Below are 12,961 nucleotides of genomic sequence, written 5' to 3'. Positions count from 1 at the left end.
CCCCCGGCTATACCACGATATTTTTTTTCATCTCTCTCTAAACTCTTTATCTTATCCACCTTTTCAGCACAGTTCTGTTTTCACGAATTTCGCATACCCCCACGACTCAAATGAACCAACGCACTCTAGATACAAAAATACAACCATTCATATATTTGTCGCCGTAGGTAAATCCGTCCTCTTAAGCCATGTATGGTTATAGCTAAGAACCGCGCTACTAACAGATAGAGCGTGACCGTGCTTACGTATTGAGAATGGATTTGTAGGCTAGATGTGATGAAGAAGCAATGAGAATCACTGCATTGGTAGCTCTAGCAATAGTAGAGCACTATAAGCAGCTCCCCAGTCTTTTGAATATTCACTAGGGAGTGTGTAATGAGGTTTTTTAGTTGGTTTCTTGGCTTTCTTGAGTCAAAGCAAACTTGGAAGGAGGCAAACCAAAATGCAATTTAAACTTTTGGCTAAAGTAAGAAGGATCATTAAAGCCACAGTTAAACGCTACTTCGCTGATTTTCTCGCCCGCTAATAACTGCTCACACGCCGTTTCTAAACGAACTTCGGTTACATAATCTTTTAACGTTCTTGACGAGGCTGATTTAAAGCGCCTCTGTAAAGAGCGTTCTGACATGAACAGCATTTTAGCCGCTAAAGCAGTACCAAACTCAGGGTCATGGTAATGCTCAGCCACCAGCTGATAGACTTTTTGCAACCATTCTTTCTCTGGGGTCACTTTATCTTCGACGATAGGTTCAGACTCAAATTCTTGCAAAGATTCATCCACATAACTCATTTCCTTCGCAGTTTGCCATGTAATTTCGATTTTATTTTGAGCGTCGGAAGTAAACACCGCCAAGTATCCTCCACTCGTTGTCACTAACTGGGCAAGATGATCAATGCTCAATTCAGAGTGGTTCATATTAGATGGACGCCCGGTCGTGACTTTATTAGGCAGTTGCGTCCCATAATCAAGAAAACTCAATGAAACAATATCATTGCCCTCTTCTAGCATGATTCTCACCGTTTGGCCTCGGAAAGAACGCTTGATGATATTGGCAAAAATGCTGTTGAAGATAACATCAAGGTTAAAGCTTTCCAGAGCAATTCGACTTGTTTTTCTCTCATCTTCAAGCTCCACCATAATCCCAGCCTTCGCAAAATCATCTTGCCATACATCAACCACCGATTGAGTTATCTGACTCAAATTGTAATTGTGACTACCGCCGCTAGCTTCGCCAGGAACACTTTTTAACTCATTTAATTGCCATGTCGTTTTCGCCAGATGATCTTCCGTAGCTGCATCCAAAGGTATGGGTAATTTTGACGCTATAAAATCCACACTGGACTTAATAGATTGCGCCACGTGATCAACCAACAGGTTTCTGACTTGAATCTGTTTACGTAGCTGTTGGTTACTCGTCAACAACACTCGGCTTTGATGCCTCAACTGGTTAGTTTTGAGTGTCACTTGCGCAGCTAAATCACGGTTAGCCTGTACAACATAGCGAGAACGCCAGTACATAAGTAGTGCAACCATGGCAATACTCGCGACCACAAAACCTAAAATTGCGAGTTGCGATAAATACCAAGGATTAAGCACAATAAAATACGACTCGAGCCCAACCAATCCAGCAGCGACTTGAGACTCATTACTTACCTGCAGATGGTATTCACCGGAATTGAGATGCTCTAGAGTCAGTTGGCCTCCCTCTAGCGCTTGCCAAGGATCATCGCTATTCAATCGATAATACAAATTTTGGCTGTCTGGTTTTGGCATCACGCCAAATAAGAAACTTAGAGAAGAGCCATACGGTAATTTTATTCCATTCAAATCGGCGCTACCAACTTGTAGAACCTCGTTTTCAAGCACAACTTGGCTCACGATAAACTTCGACTCTGGAGGGTTGGACACAAGCAGCTTGGATGCTTCAGCTTTTACCAACCCGTATTTCGACCCTAAGACGAGCTCTCGCTCAGCACCTTCTTTTTGCTGTATAACACTGCAAATTCCTGGTAGAAACTCGTTGTTCATTAAGCCAGACGCCGATGAATAATGTTTCACTAATTCACCCGAAAGGTGGTAATAGCTTAATCCGACAGAAGAGGCTAACCACACACCTTGCCTGTCTCTGATCAAGCAAGCAGGTCGCGCGTTGGGCACACTCATTTCAACAACATGTTTCTCGTCACTTCCTTTAATCGTTTTAAAAACGCCGTAAGATGACGCAAACCACTGACTGCCATCAACCGCCGTAACCATGTCTAATGATTCACCAAATTTTTCGGAGTAGCGGATGAACTGGATGTTTTCATTGCTGTATTGATAAACCCCATGATCGGTCCCTATCAATAGAGAATCTTCAGTGTCGTATAAACGCGTAACCTTAGCTGGTAAGTACTGACTTACTAGCCACTCACTTCCAAAGTTTCTTACGCTTTGCTTGGTTATATCAACATTGTAAAGATGGTATCCACTTGATACCCAGAGACGATCATTACCATCTACAGTCACGTGCTCCACTGCGTGTCCAGCCATAACCTGTAAATAAGGAAATGTCACTTTGTTAAGACCATTCAACTCGAATATTTCGAGCCCTTTAGAGGTCGCAAGCCAAAGCATCCCACCTTGAAATGCAAATTCATTGATCTGCGAATCAAGCTCCAAGACTTTGATATTGCCACTCTCACCTGTCCGATAAAGCTTTCGGTCATCCGCGAACCAAAGCGCATCATCAGGTCCTGTGGAGGTTTGCCGAATTCGCCCTGATAAGGTTTGCGAGTCATAACTACTGAAGGTTACTCGTTCAAACTTTTTACTAAACAAGGAGTAATAACGAATGCCTTGGTTAGTCGCGATCCACATCCCTCCCATGTTGTCACTCAGTAGCGAATAGATCTTTGTATTATCCAGCTCCAGTTCAAGAAAGCTTGCAGGCTCGACTTCTGTCACTTCGCCTGACAAGAATGAGTATAAATACAGACCATGCTCAGTCCCCACCCAGTACTCTTGATTTGTCTCAGCGAAAGTCAATACATGAGAACCGCCAATCTTAATCACCTCTTTATCAGGTTGATAAATATTGAAAATTAATGCCCCACGCAACGTTCCTACCAGAATTTCTCTGCGCGTGTGTGAGTAGTAGATCTTTTCAATGTAGTTCTGACCTGAAGCGACTACATGGTCAAACTTATCTCCTTCTGAAAGATAAAAGCCAGAAGTTGTAGCAAGTGCCCACTTCTCTTCGAGCAGAACCGCATCGTTAATATAAACATAGCTATTGTTGCTATGTTGATAGAGCTGCAACAAAGAAAAGGACTTTAACTCGCTAGTATTGATGTTGTAAGTATAGAAATGTGCGCCATCACTAACCCAAATATAATCTTCAGAAGAACCGATTTTTCTTATTTGCGACCCGGGGTTTAAGCTAAAGACTAAACGTCTTTCTTGATTTGGATAAGTTTGATACACCTCATTCTCAACAAAGGTCCAGAACGAGCCTTCATGATAAGCCAGTTGCTTGGCAGACGTTTGTAAAAAACTGCCTGATTTAGGTAGGATATTTTGGCCATCATAAAACAACACCCGCCCATGCACGTCGTGAATCCACAAGCCCCCTTGCTCACCCAAGAACAATTTTTTAGCCGCAATAAAAGTACCCTTAACCTGAGTCGGCAAAGGGTAAAAGATGGCATTCGCATTATGAAGAGCAAATGCTTGGAAAGATAGGAAAAAGCCCAATAAGACAAGGGCTAATTGGCGTAGCAAGACGAAAACCTTTTATATCAACTTGTGCTCGGCGCTCACCGTCCATATCTTCTACAGCATGGACTTATACGGTTATTTTGAGCTGCTAATTATTGATAATGATATCTCAATTACTGTTTGAGAAAAGGCTCGCCTTGCCAAAGGTTGTAATTCTTACTACTGGATCACGTTAAAAGGACTATTCCTACACAACAACACTACTTAATCCGTCTTTTGGCTCAAGCACTGCTCAAAATTATTCGCCATATTGTTGAGAAAAGTAAAGTAACTGCCCGGTTTTGCTTCAATTGTGCTCCCTAATGGGTCAAGTTCTCCTTTGGCAACTTTACTACCTCGCATCACACTCTGAACGACAGCTGGAGTAAACTGAGGTTCAGAAAACACGCAAGCTACATCTCCTGAACTTAACTTTTGACGAATTTGGATTAAGGTTTTTGCTCCCGGCTTACGATCCGGGCTCACGGTGAAGTGCCCCATTTGATTTAACTCATAACGCTCTTCGAAATAACCATAAGCATCGTGAAACACAAAGTAACCTTTGTCTTTCACTGGCGATAATTTCTTCTTGATCTCTAGGTCCGTCTGGCTGAGCTCAGTTTCAAATTTTTTAAGGTTTTCTTGGTACTGTGCTGCATTTTCCGGATCAAGTGATCCCAGTTGATTCACGACAGCCTTGGCAACTTGTTGTGCTTGACTTACACCTAACCAAAAGTGCGGATCATGTGAACCATGATCGTGGCCATCATGGTCATGGTTGTGCTCACTATCAAACTCACGCAAATCTAGATCTGGAATTTGACTAATAGTCAGAGTATTCGATCTGTCTGACACGACTTTTTCCAGAAACGGTTCGAGATCATGTCCGTACCAAATAACTAAATCAGCAGAAGCGATTTTCTTAACATCCGATGGGCGTAAAGCGTAATCATGGGGCGAAGTGTTAGACTGCAGTAATACATCTGGCGAAGTCACCCCTTGAGTAAGCTCTGTCACTAATAACTGAATAGGTTTGATACTCGTTAGTACCGTTACTGCGTGTGCTGGCAACGTTAGCATCGCTGACGCAGCAAGAATTAATGCTCTTTTCATAGTTTTACTTGGGATATGGTGTAGAAAGTGTGATAATGTTACATTATAACATTATTGATTTGCAAATGAGTTTCATTCATGTCTTCCTTAGTCCATCTTGAGCACTTATGCGTCGAGTTCGATGGCCGCAGAGTTCTCGATAACATTAGTATGGAATTACAAAAGGGCAAAATAACAACCCTAATTGGTCCCAATGGAGCGGGAAAATCAACGTTAGTCAAAGTCATTTTAGGCCTTCAAAAACCGACTAGCGGCAAATTAAACCGACAAAGAAAACTAAAAATTGGTTATGTTCCTCAAAAATTGAAACTCAATGACTCTCTTCCATTGAATGTCACCCGTTTTCTAAATTTAGCAGGAAAATACAGTAAACAAGAATGTATTGATGCATTAAGGCTTGTTGGCGCTGAGCATTTAATTAGTAGTAACATGCATCGCTTATCAGGTGGTGAAAACCAACGCGTATTACTTGCGCGTGCTTTGCTTCAACGCCCAGAGCTGTTAGTGCTAGATGAACCTGCGCAGGGTGTGGATATTCAAGGTCAAATCGATCTCTACGATCTAATTGAAAGCATTCGTCACCGATTCGATTGCGGTGTATTTATGGTGTCACACGACTTACATTTAGTAATGGCCAAAACAGATGATGTCATTTGTCTGCATCACCATGTTTGCTGTTCTGGTTCACCTGCCACGATTACTCAGCACCCTTCTTACATCGCGCTATTTGGCAATGCAGCGAGAGAATCGCTCGCGTTTTATCATCACGACCACGAGCATCATCATCACGATTTATCCGGAACGCCAGTAACTGGCGATGCGACATCATGCTCCAACCATAAACACGGACATCATCACCATGATTGAGTTTCTTCTACCTTCTATTCTTGCTGGTATTGGCATCGCGATCATTGCAGGTCCTCTTGGGTCATTTGTAGTTTGGCGCAAAATGGCTTACTTCGGTGATACCTTGGCACATGCTTCATTGATGGGTTTGGCATTAGGCTTTCTGCTCAACGTGAACCTTTATCTTGCCCTACTCGTTTGCTGTTTAGCACTCGCGGTATTGCTCGTGACACTACAGAAACAACAACTGGTCGCAACCGATACGCTTCTGGGTATACTCGCCCATAGTGCATTATCTGTTGGTCTAGTTTCTGTTAGTTTCTTGGATAATGTCCGTGTTGATCTGATGAGTTACTTGTTCGGTGACTTACTCGCAGTATCTCCGCAAGATCTGATGTTCATTTACGCAGGTGTCGTTGCTGTTAGTGTGTGTCTTTACGTTTTTTGGCGACCTTTATTGTCGAGCACAGTTAGTGAAGAGCTTGCTGCCGTCGAGGGCGTCAATACAGACTTAGTTAGATTGGTGTTAATGCTTATGGTAGGTGTTGTGATTGCCGTAGGAATGAAGTTTGTTGGGGCACTTATCATGACTTCTTTGCTGATCATCCCAGCAGCAACAGCACGTAAGGTCTCTTCATCACCAGAGCAAATGGCACTGTTCGCATCTATTATTGGCTCTGTGGCAGTACTAATGGGGCTTAGCCTATCATGGCACTTCGATACGCCGGCTGGCCCATCAGTAGTAATCAGCGCAACATCTCTGTTTATGCTTAGCCAATTTATTCGCCAAAAATCGTAAAAAGTACCTTGATACAAAAAAGCCTAGCAATWATTGCTAGGCTTTTTTAGCTTTAAGCTTCGAGTTGGAAATTACCAGCCCGTTACTTCACGTAGACCCTGGCCGATCTCTGCTAGAGATTTCACAGTCTTAACGCCCGCCGCTTCTAGTGCAGCAAATTTGTCTTCAGCAGTACCTTTACCGCCAGAGATAATCGCACCAGCGTGGCCCATACGTTTACCAGGAGGAGCAGTTACACCAGCAATGTAGGAAACTACTGGCTTCGTTACGTTTTCTTTAATGTATGCTGCTGCTTCTTCTTCTGCAGTACCACCGATTTCACCGATCATAACAATCGCTTCTGTTTCAGGGTCTTCTTGGAACAGTTTTAGAATATCAATGAAGTTTGAACCTGGGATTGGGTCACCACCAATACCAACACAAGTAGACTGGCCGAAACCTTCGTCTGTTGTTTGCTTAACTGCTTCGTAAGTTAGAGTACCGCTGCGAGATACGATACCTACTTTACCTTTCTTGTGGATGTGACCAGGCATGATACCGATCTTACACTCGTCAGGAGTGATAACACCCGGACAGTTAGGACCGATCATGCGAACGCCAGTTTCTTCTAGCTTCACTTTCACGTCGATCATATCTGTTGTAGGGATGCCTTCCGTGATTGTTACGATTAGCTCGATGCCAGCATCAATCGCTTCTAGAATTGCATCTTTACAGAAAGGTGCTGGAACGTAGATTACTGTCGCTGTTGCGCCAGTTGCTTCTACTGCTTCGCGAACTGTGTTGAATACAGGTAGACCTAGGTGAGTTTGGCCACCTTTACCTGGAGACACACCACCAACCATCTGAGTGCCGTATGCGATAGCTTGCTCTGAGTGGAAAGTACCTTGACCACCAGTGAAACCCTGACAGATTACTTTAGTGTCTTTGTTAATTAATACAGACATTATTTAGCCTCCGCAGCAGCAACAACTTTCTGAGCAGCATCCGTTAGCGACTCAGCAGCAATGATATCAACATCAGAATTAGCAAGAACTTCGCGACCTAGGTCAGCGTTAGTACCTTCTAGACGAACAACAACTGGTACGCTTACACCTACTTCTTTAACCGCACCGATAATACCTTCTGCGATCATGTCACAACGTACGATACCACCGAAGATGTTAACAAGTACCGCTTTCACGTTGTCATCTGATAGGATGATCTTGAATGCTTCAGCAACACGCTCTTTCGTCGCGCCGCCACCTACATCTAAGAAGTTAGCTGGCTTGCCGCCGTGTAGGTTTACGATATCCATCGTACCCATTGCTAGGCCAGCACCGTTAACCATACAGCCAACGTTACCGTCTAGTGCTACGTAGTTTAGTTCCCACTGAGCTGCGTGCGCTTCACGCTCATCTTCTTGTGAAGGATCGTGCATTTCACGAAGCTTAGGCTGACGGTACAGTGCGTTTGAGTCGATGTTGATCTTACCGTCAAGACATAGCAGGTTGCCTTCGCCAGTAATCACAAGTGGGTTGATCTCTAGCAGAGCAAGGTCGTACTGAGAGAACATAGTGCCAAGACCCATGAAGATCTTAACGAATTGTTTGATTTGGTCACCTTCAAGACCAAGTTTGAACGCAAGCTCGCGACCTTGGTAAGCTTGTGGGCCTACTAGTGGATCGATTGCTGCTTTGTGGATAAGCTCCGGCGTTTCTTCCGCAACTTTTTCGATTTCCACACCACCTTCTGTTGAAGCCATGAAAACGATCTTACGGCTTGCACGGTCAACAACCGCACCTAGGTATAATTCGTTTGCAATGTTTGAAGCTTCTTCAACAAGGATTTTTGTAACTGGCTGACCGTTAGCGTCAGTTTGGTAAGTCACTAGGTTTTTACCTAACCACTTTTGTGCAAACTCTTTAACGCCTTCTTTTGTATCGTGCAGCTCTACACCGCCCGCTTTACCACGGCCACCAGCGTGAACCTGACATTTAACTACTTTCTTTTCTGTACTGATACGGCCTGCAGCTTCAAAAGCTTCTTGTGGTGTATCACACGCGTAGCCTTCTGGCACAGGCAAACCGAATTCTGCAAACAGCTGTTTGGCTTGGTATTCATGCAAATTCATTTCGATATTCCGTTTGTTTTTCCCTTAAGGGATTTATTATTTCCATAACGCTGCAGTCTTGGCTGCTTGTACGTCTGTAGGGTCTTCTCAAATCAATCCCTCATCACGAGTACTCATGGTGTGGGATTCAAATGAAGGCCAGACGTTGAGCTAGTCTAGCCATTGAAATTTTTAACGTCTAGCTACCTACGATAACTAGACGTTTTAGCGATATTAAACGTCTAATAGGAGACGTGCTGGATCTTCTAGCAACTCTTTAATCGTCACTAGGAAGCCAACAGACTCGCGACCATCAATTAGGCGGTGATCGTAAGACAGCGCTAGGTACATCATCGGCAAGATTTCAACTTTGCCATCCACTGCCATCGGACGCTCTTGGATCTTATGCATACCAAGAATCGCTGATTGAGGTGGGTTGATGATTGGTGTAGACATTAGTGAACCGAACACACCACCGTTTGTGATAGTGAAGTTACCGCCCATTAGCTCGTCTACCGTTAGCTTGCCATCACGACCTTTGATAGCCAGTTCTTTGATGCCTTTTTCAACATCAGCGAAACCAAGCTTGTCACAGTCTTTTAGGACAGGTGTAACTAGACCACGTGGCGTTGATACCGCCATGCTAATGTCGAAGTAGTTGTGGTAAACAATGTCATCACCATCAATCGAAGCATTTACTTCTGGGTAACGCTTAAGCGCTTCTGTTACAGCTTTCACGTAGAAAGACATGAAGCCTAAACGAATACCGTGACGCTCTTCGAACTGATCTTTGTACTGCTTACGAAGGTCCATGATTGGTTTCATGTTCACTTCGTTAAACGTCGTTAGCATTGCCGTGTTGTTCTTCGCCTCTAGCAGACGGTTAGCGACTGTCTTACGCAGGCGAGTCATTGGAACACGTTTTTGGCTACGAGCCGCTGCCGGCACGTCAACCACTGCTGGTGCTTCTTCTTTTGGCGCAGTTTTAGCGTTCGCAAGATGCGCTTCAATATCTTCGCGCGTAATACGACCACCAACGCCAGTGCCTTTCACTTGGCTTGCTTCTAAGCCATGCTCAGCCAATAAACGACGTACTGCTGGGCTTAGTGCATCATTGCTTTCTTCGCTAAGCGCAGCTTTATGACGTTTATCAGGAGATGCTTCCGTACCTTCTGTTTTGTCTGCGGTAGGCTCACCTGCAACTGCACCTGGCTTCAATTTAGCAATGATTTGTTTAGAAAGTACTGTCGCACCTTCTTCTTCAACGATAGCTTCCAAAACGCCTGCTTCCGGAGCTGGCACTTCTAGCACGACTTTGTCTGTCTCAATGTCAACCAAAACCTCGTCACGCTCTACTGCGTCGCCTGGTTGTTTGTGCCATGTCGCTACGGTTGCATCAGCAACTGATTCAGGTAAATCTGGAACCAGAATTTCAATTGTCATATCTGTTTCTTCCTTTAACTTCTAGTTCTTAATTCGAAGTTTTTGAGTTCACGTTCAGAGCGTCTTCAACCAACGCTTTTTGTTGTTTCAAGTGCACCGACATGTAGCCAACTGCTGGCGAAGCAGAAGCTGGGCGACCTGCGTATTTAAGATCTGCACCTGCAGGAATAGCGGCACGGAAGTTGTGTTGGCTACAGTACCAAGCACCTTGGTTCTGAGGCTCTTCCTGACACCACACGAAGTCTTCAACGTTAGTGTATTGAGCAATCGCTGCTTGTACTTCTTCCATCGGGAATGGATAAAGCTGCTCGATACGCACGATAGCGACATCGTCTTGCTCGTTGTTACGGCGCTGCTCCAGTAGGTCAAAATAAACCTTACCTGAACAGAACACGACGCGTTTTACTTTGCTTGGGTCTAAATCATCTACTTCTGGAATTGCAGATTGGAATGTACCGTCCGCTAAGTCTTCAATTGTCGAAGTACATAGAGGATGGCGCAGCAAAGATTTTGGCGACATCACAATCAGAGGTCGACGCATTGGGCGTACAACTTGACGACGAATCATGTGGTATACCTGAGCCGGTGTTGAAGGAACTACAACCTGCATATTTTGCTCAGCACACAACTGAAGGTAACGCTCTAGACGTGCAGAGGAGTGCTCTGGGCCTTGACCTTCGTAACCGTGAGGTAGAAGCATTGTGAGACCACACAAGCGCGCCCATTTCTGCTCACCTGACGAGATGAATTGGTCAATCACAACCTGCGCGCCGTTGGCAAAGTCACCAAACTGCGCTTCCCAAATAGTCAAACCACCTGGCTCTGCTGTTGCGTAACCGTATTCAAATGCCAATACCGCTTCTTCTGACAGTACTGAGTCAAACACTTGGAATGGCCCCTGATTGTCATGAATATTCGCTAATGGAATGTACGTACTTGCATCTGTTTGGTTATGAAGAACCGAGTGACGGTGGAAGAAAGTACCACGACCCGAATCCTGACCAGAAAGGCGAATACGCTTGCCATCATCAACTAATGTTGCATACGCCAATGTTTCGGCCATACCCCAGTCGATTGCTTTTTCACCGGTCATCATTGCTAGGCGATCGTTGTAAAGCTTATTAACACGGCTTTGCAGTTTATGGCTTTCTGGATACTGACAAAGACGATTACCCAACTCGATGAGACGCGTCTTGTCATATTTTGAATCCCACTCCATATCCCATTCATGCCCTAAGTAAGGGGACCAGTCTACGGAGTGCAACGCCATTGGACGCCATTCTTTAACCACCACTTCACCGCGGTCTAATGCGTCGCGGTACTCATTGACTAACTGAGTCGCTGTCTCGATATCTGATTCGTTTTTATCGATCAGAATATCCGCATACAATTTGCGTGGTGTAGGGTGTTTTTTGATTTTTTGGTACATCAAAGGCTGAGTCGCGTTTGGCTCATCGGCCTCGTTGTGACCGTGGCGACGGTAACACACCAAATCAATCACGACATCGCGCTTGAACTCGTTGCGGTAATCCAAAGCAATACGAGTAACAAAAGCAACCGCTTCTGGGTCATCGGCATTCACGTGGAAGATTGGCGCCTGAACCATCTTCGCGATATCTGTACAGTACATCGTTGAACGCGTGTCACGAGGGTTAGACGTCGTAAAGCCAACTTGGTTGTTAATAACGATACGCACCGTACCACCGACTTGGAAACCACGAGCCAGTGACATGTTGAACGTTTCGGCAACCACACCCTGACCAGCGATTGCAGAGTCACCGTGAATAGTGATAGGAAGCACTTTGCTACCTTGATTATCACCCAAGCGATCTTGACGTGCTCGCACCGACCCCATGACTACTGGGTTGACGATTTCTAGATGCGATGGGTTAAATGCAAGAGCTAAGTGAACATCACCACCTGGGGTAGCAAAGTCGGCAGAGAAACCTTGGTGATATTTCACATCACCGGTGCCCCAAGTTTCGTCGTGTTTACCGGCAAACTCATCGAATAGATCTTGAGGCTTCTTACCAAGCACGTTCACCAGCATGTTCAAACGACCACGGTGAGCCATACCGATAACCACTTCACGCATCCCACTTGTTCCCGCGTGACGGATCAACTCTTTCGTCATCGGAATCAGTGCGTCACCACCTTCTAGAGAGAAACGTTTTGCACCTGGGAATTTCGCCCCGAGGTAACGCTCCAAACCTTCAGCGGCTGTTAGCTCTTCTAGGAATGTGCGCTTCTCATCTTTGTTGAATGATGGCTGGCCTACGACAGACTCAAGACGTTGTTGGATCCAACGTTTTTGCTCTGTGTCAGTCATGTGCATGTATTCAGCACCGATGGAACCGCAGTAAGTTTTGTTGAGGGCTTCATAGATGTCTTTCAACTTCATGGTTTCTTGCCCAACAGCAAAAGAACCTACGTTGAACGTTTCTTCGAAGTCATCTTCGGTAAGATTATGAAAAGCAGGGTCTAACTCCGCCACGGTTGGGCGTTGCCATAGACCTAGTGGGTCTAATTCTGCAGCTTCATGTCCGCGGAAACGGTATGCGTTGATTAGCTGTAGAACTTTTACTTGTTTTGCATCGACATCTGGGTCACTAACTTGGACATTGTAATGCTTTGTTTCTCTAGCGAGTCGACGGAAGTAGTCACGGACACGTGAATGTGGTTGTTCTGCCACTTCTTCTGACGGCTTAGGTAAGCCTTCAAAAACACGTTTCCACTCCTCACTTACCAGATCGGGATCACTTAGATACAGTTCGTAGAGGTCCTCTACATACGTTGCATTGGCGCCAGCCAAGTGTGAAGACTCGAGCCATGCCTTCATCACGCCGTTGTGCATATTTTCCCTTAACCAGTAGTTTTCACGTTTGCTTCGGTCTTTGCCGAGCTATAAGAGCCGACCAGAACTAGTCGGCAA

Annotated in this window: 8 protein-coding genes; 2 read left to right on the top strand and 6 right to left on the bottom strand. The window is 45.0% G+C overall.

Translation table 11 applies throughout. From position 1 onward, the window contains the following. Window positions 1–385: 385 nt before the first annotated feature. Together R2S67_RS17360 and znuA are read right to left on the bottom strand one after the other, a co-directional pair. Entirely contained in the window at window positions 386–3,763 is a 3,378-nt protein-coding gene (locus tag R2S67_RS17360) for an AraC family transcriptional regulator (protein ID WP_317345965.1), read from the bottom strand. A gap of 201 nt (window positions 3,764–3,964) precedes the next feature. Next, complete coding sequence (gene znuA, locus R2S67_RS17355) at window positions 3,965–4,852, bottom strand: zinc ABC transporter substrate-binding protein ZnuA (RefSeq protein WP_006742703.1); 888 nt, start codon at window positions 4,850–4,852, stop codon at window positions 3,965–3,967. A 78-nt stretch (window positions 4,853–4,930) separates the two neighbouring features. Between znuA and znuC the strand changes: the two genes are divergently transcribed. Continuing rightward, window positions 4,931–5,719, top strand: coding sequence for a zinc ABC transporter ATP-binding protein ZnuC (gene znuC, locus R2S67_RS17350; protein ID WP_006742704.1), 789 nt, complete (start codon window positions 4,931–4,933; stop codon window positions 5,717–5,719). Beyond that, window positions 5,712–6,497, top strand: a complete 786-nt coding sequence (gene znuB / locus R2S67_RS17345; RefSeq protein WP_005396067.1) for a zinc ABC transporter permease subunit ZnuB — start codon at window positions 5,712–5,714, stop codon at window positions 6,495–6,497. Before znuC ends, znuB begins: the two co-directional genes overlap by 8 nt. A gap of 71 nt (window positions 6,498–6,568) precedes the next feature. Here znuB and sucD read toward each other — a convergent pair whose 3' ends face one another. The 4 genes from sucD to sucA all read right to left on the bottom strand — a co-directional run bounded on the left by sucD (window position 6,569) and on the right by sucA (window position 12,883). Then, window positions 6,569–7,441: a succinate--CoA ligase subunit alpha gene (gene sucD, locus R2S67_RS17340; protein ID WP_005382181.1), complete on the bottom strand. Its 873-nt coding sequence runs from the start codon at window positions 7,439–7,441 to the stop codon at window positions 6,569–6,571. After that, the gene (sucC, locus tag R2S67_RS17335; RefSeq protein ID WP_046874251.1) at window positions 7,441–8,607 is read right to left on the bottom strand and encodes an ADP-forming succinate--CoA ligase subunit beta; all 1,167 of its coding nucleotides are present in this window, start codon (window positions 8,605–8,607) and stop codon (window positions 7,441–7,443) included. Before sucC ends, sucD begins: the two co-directional genes overlap by 1 nt. 213 nt (window positions 8,608–8,820) lie before the next feature. Beyond that, window positions 8,821–10,029: a 2-oxoglutarate dehydrogenase complex dihydrolipoyllysine-residue succinyltransferase gene (gene odhB / locus R2S67_RS17330; RefSeq protein ID WP_047009527.1), complete on the bottom strand. Its 1,209-nt coding sequence runs from the start codon at window positions 10,027–10,029 to the stop codon at window positions 8,821–8,823. Window positions 10,030–10,057: 28 nt separating this feature from the next. Beyond that, window positions 10,058–12,883, bottom strand: coding sequence for a 2-oxoglutarate dehydrogenase E1 component (gene sucA / locus R2S67_RS17325; protein WP_005393014.1), 2,826 nt, complete (start codon window positions 12,881–12,883; stop codon window positions 10,058–10,060). Window positions 12,884–12,961: the final 78 nt, after the last annotated feature.

The organism is Vibrio sp. T13N (genome assembly GCF_032970445.1).
Lineage (GTDB): Bacteria > Pseudomonadota > Gammaproteobacteria > Enterobacterales > Vibrionaceae > Vibrio > Vibrio diabolicus.
This window is presented reverse-complemented; position numbering and strand designations above follow the sequence as displayed.